The sequence below is a fragment of the Falsiroseomonas frigidaquae genome (assembly GCF_012163145.1).
Lineage (GTDB): Bacteria > Pseudomonadota > Alphaproteobacteria > Acetobacterales > Acetobacteraceae > Falsiroseomonas > Falsiroseomonas frigidaquae.
Genome location: NZ_JAAVTX010000006.1, coordinates 428,119 through 449,086 on the forward strand (window position 1 = coordinate 428,119; position 20,968 = coordinate 449,086).

20 protein-coding genes and 1 tRNA gene are annotated in these 20,968 nt (G+C 69.6%); 10 read left to right on the forward strand and 11 right to left on the reverse strand.

The window, feature by feature from the left end:
- Positions 1 to 488 precede the first annotated feature (488 nt).
- Complete coding sequence (locus HB662_RS21560) at positions 489 to 743, forward strand: transposase (RefSeq protein ID WP_168052628.1); 255 nt, start codon at positions 489 to 491, stop codon at positions 741 to 743.
- 127 nt (positions 744 to 870) lie between these two features.
- Here the strand turns inward: HB662_RS21560 and HB662_RS21565 are convergent.
- Positions 871 to 962 (reverse strand) — tRNA-Ser (locus tag HB662_RS21565).
- 156 nt (positions 963 to 1,118) lie between these two features.
- On the opposite strand from HB662_RS21565, the gene HB662_RS21570 reads away from it, so the two are divergent.
- The gene (locus tag HB662_RS21570) at positions 1,119 to 3,071 is read left to right on the forward strand and encodes an alpha/beta hydrolase domain-containing protein (protein WP_168052630.1); all 1,953 of its coding nucleotides are present in this window, start codon (positions 1,119 to 1,121) and stop codon (positions 3,069 to 3,071) included.
- Positions 3,072 to 3,139: 68 nt separating this feature from the next.
- Here the strand turns inward: HB662_RS21570 and HB662_RS21575 are convergent, their stop codons facing one another.
- Positions 3,140 to 3,769, reverse strand: coding sequence for a glutathione S-transferase family protein (locus HB662_RS21575; protein ID WP_168052632.1), 630 nt, complete (start codon positions 3,767 to 3,769; stop codon positions 3,140 to 3,142).
- Between the two features lie 118 nt (positions 3,770 to 3,887).
- Here HB662_RS21575 and HB662_RS21580 point away from each other — a divergent pair, with 118 nt between their 5' ends.
- The 3 genes from HB662_RS21580 to HB662_RS21590 all read left to right on the forward strand — a co-directional run bounded on the left by HB662_RS21580 (position 3,888) and on the right by HB662_RS21590 (position 5,479).
- Complete coding sequence (locus tag HB662_RS21580) at positions 3,888 to 4,187, forward strand: hypothetical protein (RefSeq protein WP_168052634.1); 300 nt, start codon at positions 3,888 to 3,890, stop codon at positions 4,185 to 4,187.
- 121 nt (positions 4,188 to 4,308) lie between these two features.
- On the forward strand, positions 4,309 to 5,331 hold the full coding sequence (locus HB662_RS21585; RefSeq protein ID WP_168052636.1) for an SDR family oxidoreductase: 1,023 nt from the start codon (positions 4,309 to 4,311) through the stop codon (positions 5,329 to 5,331).
- Positions 5,324 to 5,479 carry a peptide ABC transporter permease gene (locus tag HB662_RS21590; protein WP_168052638.1) on the forward strand — a complete coding sequence of 52 codons (156 nt, stop codon included), beginning with the start codon at positions 5,324 to 5,326 and terminating at the stop codon, positions 5,477 to 5,479. Before HB662_RS21585 ends, HB662_RS21590 begins: the two co-directional genes overlap by 8 nt.
- Here HB662_RS21590 and HB662_RS21595 read toward each other — a convergent pair.
- Genes HB662_RS21595 through HB662_RS21605 form a run of 3 tightly spaced genes read right to left on the reverse strand, consistent with a single transcriptional unit; the run spans position 5,444 to position 8,486 of the window.
- A complete protein-coding gene (locus HB662_RS21595) occupies positions 5,444 to 6,361 on the reverse strand; it encodes a polysaccharide deacetylase family protein (RefSeq protein WP_168052640.1) in 918 nt (305 codons plus the stop codon). The genes HB662_RS21590 and HB662_RS21595 overlap by 36 nt on opposite strands.
- On the reverse strand, positions 6,358 to 7,254 hold the full coding sequence (locus HB662_RS21600; protein WP_168052642.1) for a polysaccharide deacetylase family protein: 897 nt from the start codon (positions 7,252 to 7,254) through the stop codon (positions 6,358 to 6,360). Before HB662_RS21600 ends, HB662_RS21595 begins: the two co-directional genes overlap by 4 nt.
- Complete coding sequence (locus HB662_RS21605) at positions 7,251 to 8,486, reverse strand: metal-dependent hydrolase family protein (protein WP_168052644.1); 1,236 nt, start codon at positions 8,484 to 8,486, stop codon at positions 7,251 to 7,253. Before HB662_RS21605 ends, HB662_RS21600 begins: the two co-directional genes overlap by 4 nt.
- 63 nt (positions 8,487 to 8,549) lie before the next feature.
- Between HB662_RS21605 and HB662_RS21610 the strand changes: the two genes are divergently transcribed.
- A complete protein-coding gene (locus HB662_RS21610) occupies positions 8,550 to 8,819 on the forward strand; it encodes a cupin domain-containing protein (protein WP_168052646.1) in 270 nt (89 codons plus the stop codon).
- Here the strand turns inward: HB662_RS21610 and HB662_RS21615 are convergent.
- From HB662_RS21615 to HB662_RS21635, 5 genes are all read right to left on the reverse strand, one after another.
- Positions 8,795 to 9,037: a hypothetical protein gene (locus HB662_RS21615; protein ID WP_168052648.1), complete on the reverse strand. Its 243-nt coding sequence runs from the start codon at positions 9,035 to 9,037 to the stop codon at positions 8,795 to 8,797. The two genes, HB662_RS21610 and HB662_RS21615, sit on opposite strands and share 25 nt — an antisense overlap.
- A gap of 127 nt (positions 9,038 to 9,164) precedes the next feature.
- Positions 9,165 to 10,727, reverse strand: coding sequence for an acyl-CoA synthetase (locus HB662_RS21620; protein WP_168052650.1), 1,563 nt, complete (start codon positions 10,725 to 10,727; stop codon positions 9,165 to 9,167).
- A gap of 36 nt (positions 10,728 to 10,763) precedes the next feature.
- A complete protein-coding gene (locus HB662_RS21625; RefSeq protein WP_168052652.1) occupies positions 10,764 to 12,419 on the reverse strand; it encodes an FMN-binding glutamate synthase family protein in 1,656 nt (551 codons plus the stop codon).
- A gap of 93 nt (positions 12,420 to 12,512) precedes the next feature.
- Positions 12,513 to 14,243, reverse strand: coding sequence for a thiamine pyrophosphate-binding protein (locus HB662_RS21630; protein ID WP_168052654.1), 1,731 nt, complete (start codon positions 14,241 to 14,243; stop codon positions 12,513 to 12,515).
- A 2-nt stretch (positions 14,244 to 14,245) separates the two neighbouring features.
- The gene (locus tag HB662_RS21635) at positions 14,246 to 15,055 is read right to left on the reverse strand and encodes a hypothetical protein (protein ID WP_168052656.1); all 810 of its coding nucleotides are present in this window, start codon (positions 15,053 to 15,055) and stop codon (positions 14,246 to 14,248) included.
- 113 nt (positions 15,056 to 15,168) lie between these two features.
- Here HB662_RS21635 and HB662_RS21640 point away from each other — a divergent pair, with 113 nt between their 5' ends.
- Positions 15,169 to 16,158, forward strand: coding sequence for a thiamine pyrophosphate-dependent dehydrogenase E1 component subunit alpha (locus HB662_RS21640; protein ID WP_168052658.1), 990 nt, complete (start codon positions 15,169 to 15,171; stop codon positions 16,156 to 16,158).
- A gap of 1 nt (position 16,159) precedes the next feature.
- On the forward strand, positions 16,160 to 17,134 hold the full coding sequence (locus HB662_RS21645; protein ID WP_168052660.1) for an alpha-ketoacid dehydrogenase subunit beta: 975 nt from the start codon (positions 16,160 to 16,162) through the stop codon (positions 17,132 to 17,134).
- On the opposite strand, the gene HB662_RS21650 is transcribed toward HB662_RS21645, so the two are convergent.
- On the reverse strand, positions 17,131 to 18,306 hold the full coding sequence (locus HB662_RS21650; RefSeq protein WP_168052662.1) for a multidrug effflux MFS transporter: 1,176 nt from the start codon (positions 18,304 to 18,306) through the stop codon (positions 17,131 to 17,133). The two genes, HB662_RS21645 and HB662_RS21650, sit on opposite strands and share 4 nt — an antisense overlap.
- 234 nt (positions 18,307 to 18,540) lie before the next feature.
- Between HB662_RS21650 and HB662_RS21655 the strand changes: the two genes are divergently transcribed.
- On the forward strand, positions 18,541 to 19,587 hold the full coding sequence (locus tag HB662_RS21655; RefSeq protein WP_168052664.1) for an ABC transporter ATP-binding protein: 1,047 nt from the start codon (positions 18,541 to 18,543) through the stop codon (positions 19,585 to 19,587).
- Between the two features lie 36 nt (positions 19,588 to 19,623).
- On the forward strand, positions 19,624 to 20,958 hold the full coding sequence (locus HB662_RS21660) for an ABC transporter substrate-binding protein (RefSeq protein ID WP_168052666.1): 1,335 nt from the start codon (positions 19,624 to 19,626) through the stop codon (positions 20,956 to 20,958).
- The last annotated feature ends 10 nt before the right edge of the window (positions 20,959 to 20,968 follow it).

Here is a 20,968-nt window from a genome sequence, read left to right on the forward strand (position 1 = left end):
TGGGGCCATGACCGAAGGAAAAGCGGCGGGTGGGGTCACCATGCAGTCGTGCTCTACCTTTCCCGGACATCCAGATGACGGGCGCGCTTGATCGGCCGCCCGAAAATGTCCTGCCCCAGCAACCACCCGTCAGAAGACTTGACCGTGCTCTGGCATAACGGCCTGATCGGGTCGCGGCAAAGCCTAGGCGGGGCCGGATGGGCGGCGCAAGACTGCGTCCAGCCCATACTCCCGCATCAAATGCCGGACCTTTTTCGGGGATGTTGAGCGCACGGCGTTTCAGCGGCACCGGCAGCATTGCGATGTTGTTCGGGAAGGAGACGTGTTCCGGCCACTTCTGGAGCGCGTGGACCATTGCCGCGTCATCAGCGGCACCGTGCAGGTGCTTCGCTCGGGTTGCCGCTGGAAGGACGGCCCGGCGATCGACAACCAATGGAACCCTCGGAGCGGGCGCGGGCTTCGGATGCGCATCTTCTATGCGCTGGCGGATGCGTCCTGCCGACGTGGCGATGATCGACAGCTCCGCCGTGAAGGCACAACGCGCCTCTGCGGCCCAGGCCATCGGCCGCCCGCGCCGCGGCCGCGCGACAAAGATCCACGCCATAGCCGATGGGCGGGGACGGCCTCGCGCCTTCCTGCTCAGCCCCGGCCGCATCGCCGACATCACCGTGGCACCCGACCTGCTGCGCATGGCGCCGCGCTGCCGCGTGTTCCTGGGGGACCAGGGCTGCCACGCTGATTGAGTCGCGGCCCTGATGCGACAGCACCCGCCTGTACGGCACCGACGGTCCGTCCCGAGCCTGGGTCGGCACAATGCCCAAAGAACCGTCGTGCGACGGGCTATGGAAAATGCTCGTAAGCCATTGAAACTGGAGGAGGGGAAGGGATTCGAACCCTCGATAGGGTTTTACCCCTATAACGGTTTAGCAAACCGTCGCCTTCAGCCACTCGGCCACCCCTCCTCAGGGTGTGAAGTTGCACGACGTATGCAGCGCGCTCTTTAGCCGGGCGGGGCCGGGGGGGCAAGCGCCTCCCGACAGGGTCTTGCGCGGCGAGCCGTGCGGGCCGAAGATTCGCCGCAAGAATGAAAGCGGCCTGGGCCGCGGGGGAAACGACACATGCGATTCAGCGCCTTGGCCCTGATCGGCCTGTTCGGCTCGGCGGCACCCGCCGCCGCCGAAGTCACCCGCTTCGAGATCACCGGCACGCCGGAGCCCGCCTTCAACGGGCAATCCTTCGGCACCGCCGGCGCCTATGAGCGGATTGCCGCGCGCGCGACCCTGGCGCTGGACCCCGCGGACCCGCGCAACGCGGTGATCGTGGATCTGGACCGCGCACCCCGTAACGCCCAGGGCCGGGTCGAGGCGGTGACGGAGGTGGTGATCCTGCGGCCCGCGGAACCGCTGCGCGGCAACGGCACCATGATCGTGGAGGTGCCGAATCGCGGGCGGGAGCTGATGGGCCAGCTCTACAACGACGGCGTGGCCAATGCGCTGCTGCTGAACCGCGCCCCCGGCAACGGCTTCCTGATGCAGCAGGGCTACACCATGGTCTGGGTCGGCTGGCAGGCCGATATCCCGCCGGGCGAAGGCCGCGGCGCCGGGCTGCGGCTGGAGGCGCCGGTGCTGCAGGGCGTCACCGGGCCGTCGCGGGAGGAGTTCCTGTTCGACAACACGACCAGCCCGGTCACCGTCCGGCTGACCTATCCGGCCGCCAGCGAGGCGGGCGCGACCCTCACGGCGCGGGTGCAGGCCGGGGATGCGCGGCAGACCCCGCCCGGGCTGGCCTTCCGCTTCCTCGACCCGCAGCGCATCGAGATCACGCGGCCGCCCGGCCTGGATGCCGGGGCGCTGTACGAATTCATCTACACGGCGAAGGACCCCTCCGTGCAGGGCATCGCCTTCGCCGCGATGCGGGATGTGGCCAGCTTCCTGCGGCGCGACCGTAGCGCCGCGAATCCGCTGGCGGTGGCCGGGCGCGTCGCGGTGGACCGGGCGGTGCTGCACGGCATCTCCCAATCCGGGCGGATGGTGCGGGACTACCTGTATCTCGGCTTCAACGAGGATGAGCGCGGCCGCCAAGTCTATGAGGCGATGCTGCCGCATATCCCCGGCACGCGCCGCACCTACACCAATGCGCGCTTCGCCCAGCCCGGCCGCAACCCGACCCCGCATGCCGATCGCCACTACCCGGCCGACCAGTTCCCCTTCACCTATGCGGTGACGGAGGACCACCTGACCGGGCGGCGGGACGGGCTGATGCTGCGCTGCCGCATCAGCGCCACCTGCCCCCGCATCATGCAGACCGACAGCGAATATGAGTTCTGGGGCGCGCGGGCTTCCCTGCTGGTGACGGATACGCGGGGCCAGCATCTGGACCTGCCGCCGGAGGTGCGCGCCTATACCCTGACCGGTCATCCGCATTTCGCCGTCGCCACCGCGGTGGCCAACCGCATCAACCGCTGCGCCCTGCCGGTGAACCCGCTGCAGGCCGGCGCGCCGATGCGGGCGCTGCTGGTGGCGATGGAGCAATGGATGCGCGAGGGCGTGGAACCGCCGGCCAGCCGCTTCCCGATGCGTGCGCATGGCACGCTGGTGCCGGTGGAGGGCGCCTACCCGGCCATTCCGGCACTTGGCTACCGCGGCACGGTGGGGCCGGCGCAGCTGGTGGACAATGATGTGATGCCCCCGGTGGTGCGCGGCGAATATGCCGTGCTGGTGCCGCGGGTGGATGCGGATGGCAATGCGGTAGGCGGGCTGCGCAGCCCGGTGATCGAGGTGCCGAAGGCGACCTACACCGGCTGGAACCCGCGCGCGGCCGGCTTCGCGGAAGGGGCGCTCTGCTACAACACCGGCGCCGTGGTGCCCTTCGCCGCGACGCGGGCGGAGCGGGAGGCGGCAGGCGACCCGCGGCCTTCGCTGGCCGAACGCTACGCGACCCCTCCGGCCTATGTGGCCGCGGTGAAGGCGGCGGCGGAGCGGCTGGCGGCGGAGCGGCTGCTGCTGCCGGCCGATGTGGCCGCCATCACCGCCGCGGCGGAGGCCGATACCTTGTCACGCCTGCGGCGATAGGGGCGCGCCTGCGGCGATAAGATCCTGCGGAGGCCCCTCCCCGCCGCCGGCGGAGAGGGGTGCAGCAGTCAGGAAAGGGCCACTTCGAAGCCGCGCTGCGTCGCCGGGCGGGCCATCATGCGGGCGTACCAGGCCGCCACGTTCGGCAGGTCGTCGAACGGCACCTCATGCCGCTCATGCCGCCAGGCCCAGCCGAGAATGGCGAAGTCGGCGATGCTGGGCTCGCCTTCCGTCGCCACGAAGTCCCGGCCGGCCAGGCGGCGGTCCAGCACGCCATACAGGCGCTTCGTCTCGGTGTGGTAGCGCTTGAAGCCATAGTCCCGCGCCGGGCCCTCGGGCTGCATCAGGAAGTGGTGCACCTGGCCGGGCATCGGGCCGAAGCCGCCCATCTGCCACATCAGCCATTCCAGCACCGCGACCTTGCCGCGCGGGTCCTTCGGCATGAACTTTCCGGTCTTCTCCGCCAGGTACAGCAGGATGGCGCCGGATTCGAAGACGCTGATCGGCTGCCCGTCGGGACCATCCGGATCGGTGATCGCCGGAATCCGGTTGTTCGGCGAAATCTTGAGGAAGGCTGGCTCGAACTGCTCGTTCTTCGAGATGTTCACCGTGTGAACGGTGTAGGGCAGCCCCATTTCCTCCAGGGCAACCGAGATCTTGCGGCCGTTCGGCGTGTTCCAGGTGTAGAGGTCGATCATCCGAATGCATCTCCTTACCGGAATGTCTGATCCCACGAAGCGCCGGCGGCGCAAAGGGCGGGACGATGACGCACCCGATGCTTGACCCGGCAGCGGCGGGTTTGCGACCCTGAGGGCCGTGCAGCATCTTACTCCTCTCGGCGTCGCCTCCTCGGGGGGCCGGGACGACGACACGCTCTGGGCCGTGATCGCCACGGCAGGGCGCCTTTCGCGCGTCGCCAATGTCTACCGCAACCGCATGGCAGCGCTGGAAGACCGGGCCTGGAGGGCGCAGCAGGTCTCGGCTTATGAGGATTTCCTGCGGCGCTCGAAACAGCCGGTACCGCATTATTCCGTCGCACCGATCCGCCGCGCCGATCTGCCCAAGGCCTGGAGCCCCCTGCCCGCTCTGGGCTTCCTGCGCGGGCAGTTCATTTAGGGCCGGCCCGGCCTGCCCCCTGGGCGTGACCCTGCCGGTTCCAGGGTCACGAGGCGTTCACCGGGGGCAACACCCATGCCATTGACCGGTTGAGTCTCCCGTATTTCACGGGAGCACTGTCATGACGCACCGCCTCAAGCCGCTGGCCGACCAGGTCATCGTCATCACCGGCGCCACCTCCGGCATCGGCCTCACCACCGCCTGCAAGGCCGCCGCGCGTGGCGCCGCCGTCGTGCTGGCCGCGCGGAACGAGGAAGCCCTGGCCGAGATCTGCGCCGGCATCCGTGGAAGTGGCGGCCGCTGCGCCACCGTGGTCGCCGATGTCGGGGTGCGGGAGGATGTGGACCGCATCGCGGAGGTCGCGCGGGCCGAATTCGGCGGCTTCGACACCTGGGTGAACAATGCCGGCATCGGCGTCTATGCGACGCTCGAGGAGATGACGCCCGAGGATCATGAACGGATCTTCCAGACCAACTACTGGGGCGTCGTGCATGGCTCGCTGGTGGCGCTGAAGGAGCTGAAGCGGAACGGCGGCGCGCTGATCAACATGGGCTCGATCTCCTCCGACATGCCCTCCCCGCTGCTCGGCGCCTATACGGCGACGAAGCATGCGGTGAAGGGGTTCACCGACAGCCTGCGGATGGAGATGCTGCATGAGGGGGCGCCGGTTTCGATCACGCTGATCCAGCCCTCCGGCATCGACACGCCCTTCGGCGAGCATGCGAAGAACTACATGGACGAGGCGAGCCAGGTGCCACCGCCGGTCTATGCGCCGGAGGTGGTGGCGAATGCCGTCCTGCATGCGGCCGAACACCCGACCCGCAACCGCATCGTCGGCGGCTGGGGCCGCGGCATGGTGGCCGCCGCGCGGGTAGTGCCGAGCCTGACGGACCGCGTCTTCACCTACGCCTACTACAAGACCGCGAAGCAGGCCGGCCGTCCGCCGCGGGAGACGCCGGACAACCTGCACAGCGCCGGCGAGGACGGGGACCGCTACGGGGACCAGGGCCACCTGTTCAGCCACAGCCTGTACAACAAGGCGCTGCGGAACCCGGGCACGACGCTGGGCGTGCTGGCCGCTGCCGGCATCGCCGCCATGGGGATGATGGCGCGACCGCGGCACCATCGCTTCCATCGTGGCTGAGCCACAGAAGCCCCGCCCGGCGACGGCGGAGGAGGCCCGGCAGGGCCAGGTCATCCTCCGTACGCCGACGCGCAAGCTGGTGTTCTTCGGCGGGCTTGCGGCGGTGGTGGTACTACCGCTGCTGCTGCGCTTCTGCGCCGCCGGCTGAAGCAATCGCGGCACGCGCCTGGATCGCCAGCGCCCCGACGGTGGCGATGTGCAGGTCGGTGCGGCGGGCGAGGTCAGCCAGTGCCTCGCCCAGGTAGCGGATGCGATGCGGCGCGCCGAGCAGCCATGGGTGGATGCCCAGGGCCAGCACGCGCCCGCCGCGGGGTTCCGCCAGCAGGCGGTCCAAGGCCTCCGCCACCAGGGCCGGCCAGGACGGGGCTGGGACGCGGCGCAGCCAGAGGGTCTGCACATCATCCCACTCGCCGGGCGGCGGCAGGGCGAGCAGGCCGGAGGCGTGCAGATAGGGCTCCTCGTCATTGGCCCAGTCCAGGCCGTAGTCGAAGCCGGCCTCCGCCAGCAGCCGCGTAGTATGCGGCGTGGCACCGTGGTCCTGGCCGAGCCAGCCGGTGGCACCCGGCCAGAGTTTCGCCAGTTCATCCCGCACCCGCGCGATCTGCGCGGCCTCCTCCGCCTCCGTCATCCGGCCGGTTGTCATGCGGCTGGCCGCCAGGCCATGCGCAACGGGCTCATACCCCCGGTCCCGGTAGGCCGCGACCAGCTCCGGGTGGCGCTGCGCGGCCATCAGGTTGACGGCGACGCTGGCCGGCAGGTGCAGGCGGTCCAGCAGTTCCAGGATACGCCAGGCGCCGATGCGGTTGCCGTAGTCGCGCTGGGTATAGGTGGTCCAGTCCGGATTGCCGCTGAAGAAGGCACCGCGAAAGCGCGGGTCGCGGTGCGTGCCCTCCGGCGGCTGGAGCTCCGTGTGCTCCAGATGCAGCAGCAGATAGACCGCGACGCGACGCCCGCCGGGCCAGCGGAAATCGGGCCGCGTCGGCTGCGCGGAAAAGCCGTGGATGGCGTGGTCCATGCCGCGGCGGATCATGCGCCCATCGCCGCGTCGTAGTGGTTGGCAAGATACCAGTCGGCCATCTCGGCGCCGGTCGCGAACCACACCCCCTCATGCCGCCGGATATGCCCGAGCAGCTCGTCGAGGAAGCGGATGCGGTGCGGCCGGCCCATGATGTAGGGGTGCAGCGCGATGCACATGACCCGCGGCTGCGTCGCACCTTCGGCATACAGCGTCTCGAACATGTCGAGCCCGGCGCGCAGGAAATCCGCGCCCTCCGCCGCGCCGGCGCCGATCATCACCGCGTCGTTGAGGTCCATCGTATAGGGGATGGAGACCAGGCGGCCGCTGCGCACCCGGATCGGCGTCGGCTGGTCGTCATGGTAGAAGTCACACAGGTAGGAGATGCCGGCCTCCGCCACCAGGTCGGGCGTGCGCAGCGTGTTCGACGCGGCCGGCGAGAACCAGCCGCGCAGCTGTCGCCCCGTCAGGCGCCTCCAGGCGGCGACGCTGGCCTCGATCTCGGCCCGCTCGGCGTCCTCGGGCAGGTTCCAGTGGTAGCGGGTGTTGTAAAGGCCGTGGCTGAACACGTCCCAGTCGCGCTTCATCATCCCGTCCAGGATCTCGGGGAACATGTCGCCCACGCTCATGGAGAAGGAGACGCTGCCGCGGATGCCGTGGGTGTCGAGGCATTCCATCATCCGCCAGACGCCCGCGCGGTTGCCGTAGTCCTTCAGCGAATAGGACAGCACATCCGGATGCGGCGTGCGCGGCCAGGGGTCGCGCGGGCTGCCCTGCTGGGCGGGCAGGAATTCGTAATGCTCAATATTCGGACAGACCCAGACCGCCAGCCGCGCGCCCCCCGGCCAGGTGAGCTGCGGCCGGAAAGGCAGCGGGGCGTGCGGGATGCGGTCCTCGGGGTGGATCACGCCGCCAGCTGGTCCTTGATGAAGCGCCCGCCCTGCATGATCGCCGACAGGTGCTTCCCCTGCCCGGTCAGCAGCGACAGATCCTTCAGCGGATCGCCCTCCACCACCACCAGGTCGCCATAAGCGCCCGGTTCGATGGTGCCGATCTGGCCTTCCATCCGCAGCAGTTTCGCCGCATGGACCGTCGTGGAGCGGATCACCTCCATCGCCGGCAGCACGCGGCCACGGATGACGAATTCATCCGACTGGTGGCGATGCATCTCGGCCAGCAGATCGCTGCCATAGGCCATGGTCAGGCCGGCGCGCTGCATCTTCTCCAGGCTCGCCAGGCCGGCCAGGCGGACCGTGTCGATCTTCGCCACGCTTTCCGGGCCGAGGCCGTAGCTCGCGCCCTCATTCTTCAGCGCCTCATAGGTCACCAGCGTCGGGCAGGCGATGGCGCCGGCCTTCGCCGCCTTGCGGGCGGTGGCTTCCTCGATGAGGTTGCAATGCTCCAGGCTGCGCACGCCGGCATCCACCGCGCGGCTGATCGCCTCGTCGGTGTAGAGGTGGGCGGCGACATAGGTCTGCGCCATCTGCGCCTCCTCCACCGCCGCGCGCATCTCGTCCATGGAATAGCCGAGGAAAGCGATCGGATCGGTGGGGCTGGCGACACCGCCATTCGCCATGATCTTGATGTAGTCGGCGCCGGCCTTGATTTCCTCCCGGCAGGCGCGCCGCACCGCATCCACGCCATCCGCGATCCGGCCGAGGCAGCCGAGGCGGCCCTCAAGATAGCTCATGTCCCGGCCATCATAGCGCCCACGACCATCGGAATGCCCGCCGGTGGAGGAGATTGCCTTGCCGCAGAGCACCATGCGCGGCCCGTCGAAGCCGCCTTCCTCCCAGGCCACGCGCAGCCCCTGCGTCGCGCCGCCGAGGTCGCGGATGGTGGTGAAGCCGCGCATCAGCATGGCGTTCATGATGCGCGAGGCGCGGAAGGCGATGACTGCATCCGGCAGCAGCGCGTTCAGCCCGAAATTCACCGTCGTGGAGATCACATGCACATGCGCGTCGATCAGCCCCGGCATCAGGGTGCGGCCGGCAACATCCACCTGGCGAGCGCCGGTGGCGGAGATCGGCTTGTCGGAAACCTCCTTCACCCGGCCGTCCTCGACCAGGACATGGCCCTCGATCCCGCCATCGACTCGGCCATCGAGGATGCGGGCATTGGCGAAGAGGGTGGCGGACATGAAGGTCTCCGGGCGATGATCGCCGCAAGGCTAGACCAGTTAATGGCAAGCGGGGAGACGGGGATGGACCGCACGGCGTTCGAGGCGGCGTTGCCGCGGGCCGGCTTCACGGAAAGCGTCGGCCAGGACCTGCCAGCCGGGGACACGACGCCGGAGCACAGCCACAACTTCGACGCGCGGCTGCTGATCCTGTCCGGCTCGCTGATCCTGGAAAGTGGCGGCACCCGGCGCAGCTACGGCCCGGGCGAGGTCTTCGAGGTGCCCCGCGACACGCCGCATGCGGAAATCGCGGGCGCCACGGGGGTCAGCTACATCGCCGGGCGGCGACGCTGAAGCCAGATCGGCTTGATCCAGTCCGGGTGCGCCGCACCGCGCAGCCAGGCGATCGCCGGCGGCGGCGTGAGAGGCTGTCGCGGCAGGCCGCAGCGCGCCTGCTCCGGTCCCGCTGCGCTCGGCCGGCGCCAGTCGCGCAGGAAGGCGGCCAGCCCGGCGAGCCAGAGCGCCGGCAGGACCAGCCACAGCCCGTCCAGCAGATCGAATGTGTCTTCCATGATTCCCCGGCGGCCTTCGCCGCCCCGCTGTTGCGCCCCATATATTGCACTGCAGCATGAACAAAACGGATGCAAAATCCGGGGGACAGCCATAACGCGGCCGTAAGGGGCGCATGCGAGGGATGCGTCAGAAGCCGATCCCCAGCTCCTCCAACTTGGCCCGGATCAGCGCCTTCGGCACCTTGCCATAGCCGGATTTCGGCAGCGCATCCCACACCACCACCCGCAGCGGCTGCTTGAAGCGGGCCAGCATCGGGGCGAGGTGGGCCAGCAGCGCCGCCTCCTCCACCATCGAACCGTCGCGGCAGACCACGCAGGCCACCCCGGCCTCGCCCCATTTCGGATGCGGCAGGCCGACCACCGCCACCTCCGCCACCGCGGGATGGGTCAGGATCGCCTCCTCCGCCTCCCGCGGATACACGTTGGAGCCGCCGGAGATGTACATGTCGGAGGCCCGTCCGGTGATGAACAGGAAGCCGCGCGCATCCAGCAGGCCGAGGTCGCCGGTGTGGAACCAGCCGCCGACGAAGGCCTTCCGGTTCGCCTCCTCATTCTCGAAATAGCCGGCGAACACGGCGGGGCCGCGGACGCAGATCTCGCCGATCTCGCCGGGCGGCAGGCGGGCGCCGCGTTCGTCCAGTATGGCGATGTCCATGCCGGTGCGCGCCATGCCGCAGCTGCCGGCATTCTCCGGCGTGTGCTGGTCCGGCCGCAGCACGGTGATATTGCCGGTGACCTCGCCCAGGCCGAAATACTGCACCAGACAGGGGCCCAGCTTCGCCAGCGCCTCCGCCTGGTCGGCCTGGTACATCGGCGCGCCGGCATAGATCACATGGCGAAGGCTGGCATGGTCGTGCCGGTCCACCGAGGGGTGGCGCACCAGTGCGGTCAGGATGGTGGGCACGGTGAACATATTGGTCACGCGGTGGCGCGCCACCAGCGCCCAGGCCTGCTCCGGGTCCAGCTTCTCCCCATGCAGCAGCACCGTCACCGCGCCGCGCGCCACCTGGCCGAGCTGGTGGATGCCCGCGCCATGCGACAGCGGCGCCACCACCAGCGAGGCATCGCGCTCCGTCGTGCCGGGCACCAGGTCGGCCAGGTGGTTGGTGATGACGAAGGCCATCTGCCCATGCGTCAGCACCGCCGCCTTGGGCCGGCCGGTGGTGCCGGAGGTATAGAAGAACCAGCAGGGATCGCCCGCCGCCACCTCCGCCTCATGGTCCGGTGGCGGCGGCTCCGCCGCGGCCAGCAGCGCCTCGTAATCCTGTTCCCCCGGCCCCGCATCGCCGACCGCGATGACATTGCGCAGATGCGGGCTGGCGTCGCGCACCGCCGCGGCATGGCCGGCGAAGCCCGCATCCCGCAGCATCACCGCGGCGCGGGAGGAGGCGCCGAGCCAGGCGACCTCCGCGGGCGTCAGCCGGTAGTTGGTCGGTACCCAGACGGCACCGATCTTGAAGCAGGCGAAGATGCTCTCGAACATCGCGTTGGTGTTCCGCGAATGCACCAGCACGCGGTCGCCCTTGGCGACGCCGAGGCCCCTCAGCGCCTGCGCCAGAAGGTCCACCCGCGCATCCAGCTCGGCGAAGGACCAAGCCCGGTCGCCCCAGACAAGGGCCGGCGCACCCGGGATGCGGCGCGCGGTCTGCGTCAGCAGCCGCCCGAGATTCATCGCCGTCGCCGTACCCATGCCGCGTCCCCTGCCGGTTTTCCGGCAGGATAGGGCTCAAACCGCTTCCGGCTCCAGAACCACGGCGGGTTTTGCACGGGGCGCAAAGGAGTTCGGGTCCGCCATCATCCAGGCGTCCCGGAACCGAGCATCCTGCGTACCCCGCAGCAATTCGCCCGGCGCAACTTCGGGGAACAATTCCGAAAAACTCTGCACCTGCTGGGCGGAGACGCGGCGGAAGAAATGGTGCGGGCGGAGTTCGGCCGGGTGGTCCAGCCCCGCCGCCGCCACCAGCTCCGCCAATGCGTGCAGCGTGGCGCCGTGGAACTGCGCGACGCGCTGCGCCTTGTCCGGCACCACCAGGGCACGGGATCGCGTCGGGTCCTGCGTCGCCACGCCGGTCGGGCAGCGATCCGTATGGCAGGACAGGGACTGGATGCAGCCCAGCGCGAACATGAAGCCGCGCGCCGCGTTGCACCAATCGGCGCCGAGCGCCAGCGCACGGGCGATGTCGAAGGCGCTGGCGATCTTGCCGCTGGCGCCGAGCCGGATGCGGTCCCGCAGGCCAACGCCGATCAGCGCGTTATGGACGAAGTTCAGCCCCTCCCGCATCGGCATGCCGAGATGGTCCATGAACTCCAGCGGCGCGGCGCCGGTGCCGCCCTCCGTGCCGTCCACCACGATGAAGTCGGGCGTGATGCCGGTTTCCAGCATGGCCTTGCAGATCGCCAGGAATTCCCAGCGATGGCCGATGCAGAGCTTGAAGCCGGCGGGCTTGCCCCCCGAGAGGCGCCGCATCTCCGCCACGAAATGCAGCAGCTCCACCGGCGTGGAGAAGGCGCTGTGGCCGGAGGGGGAGACGCAATCCTGCCCCATCGGCACGCCGCGGGTGGCGGAGATTTCCGCGCTGACCTTGGCCGCCGGCAGCACGCCGCCATGGCCGGGCTTGGCGCCCTGGCTCAGCTTCAGCTCCACCATTCGCACCTGGGATGCGGCGGCATTGCGCGCGAACAGCGCCGGGTCGAAGCGCCCCTCAGCATCGCGCGCCGAGAAATAGCCGGAGCCGATTTCCCAGATCAGGTCGCCGCCGGCTTCCTGGTGATAGGGGCTGAGCCCGCCCTCCCCCGTATCATGCGCGAAGCCGCCCGCCTTGGCGCCCTGGTTCAGCGCGCGGATGGCATTGGCCGAAAGCGAGCCGAAGCTCATGGCGGAGATGTTGAACAGCGATGCGCTGTAGGGCACCAGGCAATCCGGCCCGCCCACCGTCACCCGTGCCGGCGCCTGGGCCAGCGGCCGCGGCGCCATGGAATGGTGCAGCCATTCATGGCCGTTCTCATAGACATCGTACTGCGTGCCGAAGGGTCGCTTGTCGAGCTGGTTCTTGGCGCGCTGGTACACCACCGCCCGCTTGTCGCGGGAGAAGGGCATGCCGTTCTTCTCATCCTCGAAGAAATACTGCCGCATCTCCGGCCTGATCTCCTCCATGATGAAGCGGAGATGCGCGGCAATGGGATAGCTGCGGAGAATGGCGTGGGTCGGGTGGAACAGGTCCCGGAAGCCCAGCGCGGACAGGCCGCCGGAGACCGCCAGCAGCGGCAGCAGCCAGGGCCAGGACCCGGGTGAGAACGCCAGGCCCGCCAGGCTGGCGACCATCGCCGCCACCACCAGCGTGAGGGTGATGTAGCGCGGCGACAGGATCAGGATGCGGGACATGGGCGCCCTCCGAGGTTCGCCAGAGTATTCGGCGAACCTCGCGAAAGCGTTACGACATTTCGATGACGCGCCGGAAAAATCAGACGGGAAACATCAGACCGGCCGGTCGCCCTTGTTCACCTTCAGCGTACGGTTGTCGGCGGCCGGCAGCATCTTCGCCGGGTCGCGCGTGACGACGATGTCGAGCACCGTGGGCGTATCCGTGTTCTCCAGCCCCGCCCGGATGGCGCCGGCGAGCTTCTCCGGGTCCTCCACGCGGATGCCCTGGCAGCCCATGGCATTGGCGATATTGGCGTAGTTCATCTCCACCAGGTCGCTGGACTGGTAGCTGCCGGGGCCAAAGACGGCGTGCTGCAGCGCCTTCACGTAACCCGAGGCCGCATTGTTGAAGATGCAGGCGACGATCGGCGCGCCGACGCGCCGCGCCGTCTCCAGATCACCCATCGACATGTTGAAGCCGCCATCGCCGGTCAGCGACACCACGCGCCGCCCCTTCCCCACCCCGATCTGCGCCCCGATGCCCCCCGGCACGCCATAGCCGATGGAGGCGAAGCCGCGATCGGCCACGAAGCCGCGCCCGGCCCGCTTGGTATCAAACAGCAGCCCGCCCCAATGCCCGGCGAAGCCGCCATCGGCCACCAGCACGGCATCCGCCGGCATGATCTTGTTCAGCTCGCCCATCAGGCGCCCGACATTGATCGGGGATTCCACCGATTCCAGCCGGTCTTTTGCTGATTCCAGCCAGGCTGCCATGCGCTTCGGCACCTCCGCACACCAGTCGGCGCGACCGCCCTTGCGCGGGCCGAGCTCGGCCAGCAGATCCTCCAGCCCGCTGCGCGCATCGCCGACCAGTGCCACATCCTGGCGGGTGGTTCGGCCGATTTCCTCCGCCACGATATCCAGGTGGATCAGCGGCACGCCGTTGGGCATCAGGGAGAAGCGCTTTGTGGCGATCTCGCCCAGCTTGCAGCCGACCACCAGCAGGCAGTCGCTCATCCCGATCAGGTCGTTGGCGATGCGCGAATATCGGCCGAAGACGCCGGCCGAGAGTGCATGGTTGCAGCCGATGGCGCCCTTGCCGGACATGGTATGCGCCACGGGGATGCCCTGCGCCTCGGCCAGCGCCGCGAGTGCTTCGTAAGCCTCGCTGATATGCACGCCACCGCCGGCCAGGATCAGCGGGCGTTCCGCCTTGGCCAGCAGCGCCGCGGCGCGCGCCAGGTCGTCCCGCGCCGGGCGGGACCGGCGGGCCTGGGCGCGCAGCGTGCCCGGGTCGAACCAGAAATCGCTGGCGTCGAAGTCATGTTCGCCATGGGCGATATCCTCCGGCACGGCGATCAGCACCGGGCCGGGGCGGCCGGAGGTGGCCACGGCAAAGGCGCGGCGGATGTGTTCCGGGATGCGGGAGATGACCTCGACGCGGATCGCCTCCTTCACCAGGGGGCGCAGCACGTCCAATTGCCGTGCCTCCTGCGTCATGTTCTTCCAGGCGTGCTCGCGATTGGCGTCGCCGATGATGGCGACCATCGGCATGCCGGCGTTGAACGCCTCCGCCAGGCCGGTGGCCAGGTTCGTCGCCCCCGGCCCGAAGGTGCCGTCCACCAGGCCGGGCTTGTTGGTGACGCGGGCATAGGCATCCGCCGCGAAGGCGCCGCAGCGTTCGTCGTTGATCAGGTAATGCTGCACGCCGAGCACGCGGCAGGCCTCGTAGAAGGGCAGCAGCTGGAAACCGCCCATGCCGAACATCGGCGCGGCCTCGTGCAGTTTCAGCATCTCGGCGAGGGCGGCGCCGCCGGTCATGCGGCGGGTGGCATTGGCTGACATGGTCAAATGCTCTCCAGGATCTTGGCGACGAATTCGCGCGTGGACAGGCCGATGCAGGCGCCGCGCGCCTCGGCGGGTTCATTGAGGGCGGAGATGTAGCCATCCTCCCAGCTGCTCATCGCGTCGCCGATGCGGGCCGAGAAGGCGGAGACGGTGGCGGCCGCGATGCCACGCTCGGCCAGCGCCGGCAGGCGGGACAGGCCGGCCCGGTCGGCGCCGATGCCGGCATCGTTGTAGATGGCGGCCAGCACATCCGCCTTCACCGCGCTGGCCTTGCGGCCGCCGAGCAGCCCGCCATGGGAGCCGGTGACGATGATGCGCCCGGCATCCTCCGGCCCCACCAACCCATTGGAGTCGAGCGCCACGATCTGCGCCGGGCCATCCGTGGCGATGATGCGCCGCGCCTCATCCATGCTGCCCGGTGCCTCCGCCGGCGGCAGCCGGGCGGCCAGCAGCCGATCGAGCGCCTCGGCCGCGGACATGCCGATCTTCAGGCCGAGGGCGGAGCCGGGGGCATTGACGTTGGAGAGCACGCCGCGCGCCAGCATATCCCCGCCATCACCGATCCGCGCGCTGTCATGCGCCACGGCGGCGGCGGGGATGAAGCGGGATTCCAGCCAGAAGATGCCGCCGACGCCCGCCCTCTCCCGCCCGATGCCGGCATCGTGCAGCAGCAGCCCGGCGACGCCGTGCCGGGCCGCATACCAGGCGGCATAGACCCCGCCATGGCTGGCGCAGCAGGCCACACGGCCGCGCGAGGCGGTATCCAGATGCGTCACGCTGTCGATCACCAGCGGCGCCAAATCGGCCATGTCGGTTCCCCCCCGGCTTGATTCCTTCGCGCGCTGTCGCATGCTCCGCAAGCCCCCCGTCCGGCCGAGACCAGAAGCACGGTGCGCAGGGGGCGGGGGAATGGGGGAAGCGGATGACCGGAACCGGCGATAATCGCGCGCGGCTGCTCGCGCTGTATACCACCATGTGCCGCATCCGGGCCTTCGAGGAGACCGCCCTGGCGGCGCACAAGGCAGGTGAGATCCCGGGGCCGCTGCATGTCTCGATCGGGCAGGAAGGGGTCGCCGCGGGGCTATGCCTGAACCTGCGGCTGGATGACCGCATCACCTCCAACCACCGCGGCCATGGCCATGCGCTGGCCAAGGGCGCGGGGGTTGCCGGCATGATGGAGGAGTTGTTCGGCCGCGCCGGCGGGCATTGCCGGGGCAAGGGCGGGTCCATGCATATCGCGGATTTCAGCGTCGGCATGCTGGGCGCCAATGGCGTGGTCGCCGGCGGCATCCCGATCGCGGTGGGCGCCGCGCAGGGGCTGAAGCTGCTCGGCTCCGACGCCATCGTCGCCTGCTTCTTCGGCGATGGCGCGATCAACCGCGGCCCCTTCCTGGAGGGGCTGAACTGGGCCGCGCTGTACCGCCTGCCGGTGCTCTTCGTCTGCGAGGACAACGGCGTGGCCGCCTTCACGGCAACCGCCAGCGTCACCGCCGGTCCTGGCGTCGCCGCCCGCGCAGCCTCCCTCGGCGTGCCGGGCGTGACGGTGGATGGCAATGACGCGGCGGCGGTGGATGCGGCGGCGTCGCGCCTGGTGGCGGAAATCCGCGCCGGCTCCGGCCCGCAATTGCTGCACGCCACCACCTATCGGCTGACCGGCCATACCAGCACCGACCCCGCCGCCTGGCGCCTGGCCGCGGATGTGGAGGCGGCGCGGGCGGCGGAGCCGATCGGCCGCCTGCGCGACCGCCTGCTGGCGGAGGGAATCGCCGCCGCCGAGCTGGATGGCATCCGGGGCGAGGCGCTGGCCGAGATGTCCGCCGCCCGCGCCGCCGCGCTGACCGCGCCCTGGCCGGACCCCGCGGTGGCCTGGGAAGACGTGCAGGATTGCGGCGCCATGCAGGGGGCTGACTGAAATGGCCGAGATCACCCTGGTGGAAGCCGCCCGCCGCGCCGCTTTGCAGGAGATGCGCCGCGACCCGAGCATCTGGGTCCTGGGAGAAGACGTGGCCCGCGGCGGCCTGTTCGGCCAGTATCGCGGCTTCCTGGAGGAGTTCGGCGAAAGCCGCATCGTCTCCACCCCGATCAGCGAGAGCGTCATCATGGGCGCGGGGCTCGGCGCCGCGCTGGTCGGCACGCGGCCGATCATCGAGATGCGGATCTTCGATTTCGTCATGTGCGCGATGGATGAGCTGGTGAACCAGGTCGCCAAGGTGCGCTACATGTTCGGCGGCCAGGCCAAGCCCGCCGTCGTCATCCGCATGCCGCACGGCATCTGGCGCAATTCCGCCGCACAGCACTCGCAGATGCTGGAAAGCTGGTTCACCCATATCCCCGGCCTGGTGGTGGTGGTGCCCTCCACGCCGGCGGATACCGCCGGGCTGCTGGTGACGGCGCTGCGCAGCGACGACCCGGTGCTGTTCTTCGACCCGAAGAACCTGTTCCCCCTGACCGGAGAGGTGCCGGAGGTGATCGCGCCGATCCCCTTCGGCCAGGCCCGCCACGCGCGGCGCGGCGATGACCTGACCATCGTCACCTGGTCCGCCATCGTGCCGCAGGTGGAGGAGGCGGCCGGCATGCTGGCGGCGCGCGGCATCGCGGCGGATGTGCTGGATCTGCGTACGCTATGGCCGTGGGACGAGGCGGCGGTGGTCGCCTCCGTCGCCCGCACCGGGCGGCTGCTGGTGGTGCATGAGGCCGTGACCACCGGCGGCTTCGGGGCGGAGGTGGTGGCGCGGGTGATCGAGCGGCTGGGCACGGCGCAGGTGAAGGCGGTGGCCCGCCTCGGCCAGCCCCGCGTCCCGGTGCCCTTCGCGCCGCCACTGGAGGATGCGCTGAAGGTGGACACCGCCAAGGTGGTGGCGGCGGCGGAGGCGTTGATGCGGAGCTAGCTCGCCACCCGCTTCAGCCCCAGATGCGCCAGCAGCCCCGAACACCCGGCGATGGCGATCAGCACGCCCATGGCGAGCGCGGAGGTGCCGCCGAAGGCGCCGAGCACGGCGCCCGTCACCGCGCCGATGCCGAACTGGATGGTGCCCATCAGGGCGGAGGCACTGCCCGCCATCCGCCCCATCGGCGCCATCGCCAGCGCCGAGGACAGCGGCAGCACCGAACCCATGAAGGCCAGGTACAGGAAGAAGGCCGCCAGCAGCGGCACCAGCGCACCGCTCAGCACCGCCACCACCACGCCCAGCCCGGCCAGCGACAGCAGCGACAGCGCGCCCACCAGCAGCGTGGCGGGCGGGCGGCGGCGCACCAGGCGGGCGATGACCTGGCTCGCCAGGATCAACCCGAAGGCGTTGGCGCCGAAGGCCATGCCGTATTCCACCGGCCCCAGCCCATGCACCACCATCAGCAGGTTCGGCGAGCCGACGAGGTAGGCGAAGAGCCCCGCCATCGGCAGCGCACCGGCCAGCGCATGCGCCAGGAAGCGGCGGTCCTTCAGCAGGGTCAGGTACACCAGCATCACCTGCCCCAGCCCATCCCGCCGCCGATTTTCCAGCGGCAGGCTTTCCGGCAGCCAGCGATGCATCACCAGCAGCGCCAGCGCGCCATAGACCGCGAGGAACCAGAAGATGGCGCGCCAGCCGAGTGCGGCCAGCAGCCAGCCGCCCAGCATCGGCGCCAGGATCGGCGCAGCCCCCATCGCCAGCATCAGCATCGACATCATGCGCACCGCGCCACGCTCGTCGCACAGGTCGCGCACCACGGCGCGCGCCACCACGACTCCGACGCAGCCGCCGAGCGCCTGCGCCAGCCGCAGCCAGACCAGCGCCTCGGCGGAGGCCGCCAGCGCGCAGCCGACGGACGCCAGGGTGAACACGACCATGCCCAGGAACAGCGGCAGCCGCCGTCCGACCCGGTCCGATAGCGGGCCATAGACCAATTGCCCCGCCGCCATGCCCAGCAGGAACACCGCCAGCGTGCGCTGGATGGCGGCCGGGCTGGCGCCGAGTTCATGCCCCATCGCCGGGAAGGCCGGCAGGTACATGTCGATGCCGAGCGGGCCGAGTGCCGTGAGTGCGCCCAGCAAGGCCGCGAGACGCCTGTAGTGCTCGGGCATCCTGTGATCCGCCTTTGCTGCCATGCAGCAATTCGCCTAGCCGCGTGTAGGGACAGCGTCCAGCACAAGGCGCCGCGGGGCCGCCATGCGGCGTGGCCGTGGCTGCACCGACTTAGCCCAGGAAAGCGGCACCCCGCCCATGCGGTGGCGAGGTTGCGCCCGGCGCGGAGGCATGTGTAGCCTCGTGCTGCGTAGCCCCGGTAAAGGCGGCACGCGGGGGGACGGAACGACAATATGGCAACGGTCTCGGTGCGGCAGGCGCTCAAATCCTTCGGCACCACCCGCATCCTGCACGGCGTCGATGTGGAGATCGCGGATGGCGAATTCGTCGTCCTGGTCGGCCCATCCGGCTGCGGCAAATCCACGCTGCTCCGCATGATCGCGGGGCTTGAGAACATCACCGGCGGCGAGATCGCGATCGACGGACGCGTTGTGAACAACGTGCCGCCGAAGGATCGCGACATCGCGATGGTGTTCCAGAACTACGCGCTGTACCCGCATATGACGGTGCGCCAGAACATGGCCTTCTCCATGAAGCTGGCGAAGGCACCCGCCGCCATCATGGAGGAGGAGGTGCAGCGCGCGGCCAAGATCCTCGGCCTGGATGCGCTGCTGGATCGCTTCCCGCGCCAGCTCTCGGGCGGCCAGCGGCAGCGCGTCGCGATGGGGCGGGCCATCGTGCGGCATCCGCAGGTCTTCCTGTTCGACGAACCGCTGTCGAACCTGGATGCCAAGCTGCGCGTGCAGATGCGCTCCGAGATCCGGGAACTGCAGCAGCGCCTGGCCACCACCACCATCTACGTCACGCACGACCAGATCGAGGCCATGACCATGGCCGACCAGATCGTGGTCATGAATGGCGGGCGGATCGAGCAGGCCGGCGCGCCGCTGGCGCTTTACGACAAGCCGGCGAACCTGTTCGTCGCCGGCTTCATCGGCAGCCCGGCGATGAACCTGCTGCCCGGCATGGTCGCCGATGGCGGCTTCCGCACCACCGGCGGCGCCCTGCTGCCGCTGCCGCCGCACGCACATACCAATGTCGCCACCTATGGCATCCGCCCGGAGCATATGAGCCTTTCGGATGACGGCGTGGAAGGCACCATCGTGCTGGTCGAGCCGACCGGGTCGGAGACGCAGGTGACCATGCGGATGGGCGAGACGGTGGTGACCGGCGCCTTCCGCGAACGCGTGCAGGGGCGCCCGGGGGACAAGCTGCGGGTGCTGCCCGACCTCGGCCTGGTGCATCTGTTCGGACCGGATGGAGCGCGCCTGCCGAGTTGAACAAGCCAACCCACAAACAAGGAGGAAACAATAAAAATGGCTCATCTCATCACACGCCGCACGGCGCTGGCCCTCACCGGCTCCGCGCTGCTCGCCTCCCGCGCCTATGCGCAAAGCAATATCCCGACGCAATCCGCGACGGCCCCGTCGCTGCCGATCGAGCGCGGCGCGACGCTGCGCATGCTGCGGCCGGTGCGCTTCGTGCAGCCGGATGAGGAGATCTTCCGCGCCAATGCCGCGCGCTTCACGCAGCAGACCGGCGTCGAGGTGCGTGTGGACTTCGTGGGGTGGGAGGACATCACCCAGCAGACCGCCGTCACCGCCAATACCGGCGCCGGCCCCGACCTGATCATCGGCTTCAACGAGGCGCCGCATATCTACGCCGACAAGCTGGTCGATCTGGCCGATGTCGCCGCCTATATCGGCCAGAAGTACGGTGGCTGGAAGGCCATGGCGCAGCGCTACGGCAAGCGCGCCAACAGCGACATGTGGGTCGGCCTGCCCTTCGGTGCCTCCGGCGGCCCGCTGGTCTGGCGCAAATCCGCGCTGAACTCGGTGGGCTTCGATGCGCCGCCCGATGACCATGCCGGCTACCTGAAGATGTCGCAGGAGCTGAAGCGGGTCGGCAAGCCATCCGGCTTCGCGCTGGGCAATGCGGTGGGCGACGGCAATGGCTTCGCGCAGTGGCTGGTCTGGTCCTTCGGCGGCTACCTGGTGGACGAGAACAACAACGTCGCCATCAACAGCCCGGAGACGATCCGCGCGCTTGAATACCTGAAGGAGCTGTACGCCAGCTTCATCCCGGGCACGATCGCCTGGGGCGACATCAGCAACAACCGCGCCTATTCCGCCGGCGAGTGCCACCTGACGGCCAATGGCGTGTCGCTGTACTTCTCGCTGAAGAACGACCCGGCCATGGCGGCCATCGCGGAAGACACCTACATGACGCTGCTGCCCAAGGGCACGCAGCAGACCTCGCCGATGGCGGGGCTGACGCTGAATTCCATGGTGTTCAAGCACAGCCGCTATCCGAACGCCGCCAAGGCCTTCCTGCAGTTCATGCTGGAGGCACCGCAATACGACCCGTGGCTGCAGGCGAACCTCGGTTACTGGTCGCAGCCGCTGAACGCCTACAACAACAGCGCGACCTGGAGCAGCGGCGACCCGAAGATCTCGGTGTTCAAGGGCGTGATGGATACGACCTTCTACGCCGGCTACAAGGGCCCGATCAGCGAGGCCTCCGCCGCGGCCAATGCGGATTACGTCATGGTGCAGATGTGCGCCTCCGTCGCCTCCGGCCAGGCGACACCGCAGCAGGCGGCGGCCGAGGCCGAGCGCCGCGCCCGCCGCTTCTTCCGCTCTCGCCGCTGAAAAACCCGAG

Bases quoted from the DNA above. Each gene is read 5' to 3' on its own strand.
- HB662_RS21560 (WP_168052628.1), top strand. From the start codon at position 489: ATGCGTCCTGCCGACGTGGCGATGATCGACAGCTCCGCCGTGAAGGCA.
- HB662_RS21570 (WP_168052630.1), top strand. From the start codon at position 1,119: ATGCGATTCAGCGCCTTGGCCCTGATCGGCCTGTTCGGCTCGGCGGCA.
- HB662_RS21575 (WP_168052632.1), bottom strand. From the start codon at position 3,769: ATGATCGACCTCTACACCTGGAACACGCCGAACGGCCGCAAGATCTCG.
- HB662_RS21585 (WP_168052636.1), top strand. From the start codon at position 4,309: ATGACGCACCGCCTCAAGCCGCTGGCCGACCAGGTCATCGTCATCACC.
- HB662_RS21595 (WP_168052640.1), bottom strand. From the start codon at position 6,361: ATGATCCGCCGCGGCATGGACCACGCCATCCACGGCTTTTCCGCGCAG.
- HB662_RS21605 (WP_168052644.1), bottom strand. From the start codon at position 8,486: ATGTCCGCCACCCTCTTCGCCAATGCCCGCATCCTCGATGGCCGAGTC.
- HB662_RS21610 (WP_168052646.1), top strand. From the start codon at position 8,550: ATGGACCGCACGGCGTTCGAGGCGGCGTTGCCGCGGGCCGGCTTCACG.
- HB662_RS21615 (WP_168052648.1), bottom strand. From the start codon at position 9,037: ATGGAAGACACATTCGATCTGCTGGACGGGCTGTGGCTGGTCCTGCCG.
- HB662_RS21620 (WP_168052650.1), bottom strand. From the start codon at position 10,727: ATGGGTACGGCGACGGCGATGAATCTCGGGCGGCTGCTGACGCAGACC.
- HB662_RS21625 (WP_168052652.1), bottom strand. From the start codon at position 12,419: ATGTCCCGCATCCTGATCCTGTCGCCGCGCTACATCACCCTCACGCTG.
- HB662_RS21630 (WP_168052654.1), bottom strand. From the start codon at position 14,243: ATGTCAGCCAATGCCACCCGCCGCATGACCGGCGGCGCCGCCCTCGCC.
- HB662_RS21635 (WP_168052656.1), bottom strand. From the start codon at position 15,055: ATGGCCGATTTGGCGCCGCTGGTGATCGACAGCGTGACGCATCTGGAT.
- HB662_RS21640 (WP_168052658.1), top strand. From the start codon at position 15,169: ATGACCGGAACCGGCGATAATCGCGCGCGGCTGCTCGCGCTGTATACC.
- HB662_RS21645 (WP_168052660.1), top strand. From the start codon at position 16,160: ATGGCCGAGATCACCCTGGTGGAAGCCGCCCGCCGCGCCGCTTTGCAG.
- HB662_RS21650 (WP_168052662.1), bottom strand. From the start codon at position 18,306: ATGCCCGAGCACTACAGGCGTCTCGCGGCCTTGCTGGGCGCACTCACG.
- HB662_RS21655 (WP_168052664.1), top strand. From the start codon at position 18,541: ATGGCAACGGTCTCGGTGCGGCAGGCGCTCAAATCCTTCGGCACCACC.
- HB662_RS21660 (WP_168052666.1), top strand. From the start codon at position 19,624: ATGGCTCATCTCATCACACGCCGCACGGCGCTGGCCCTCACCGGCTCC.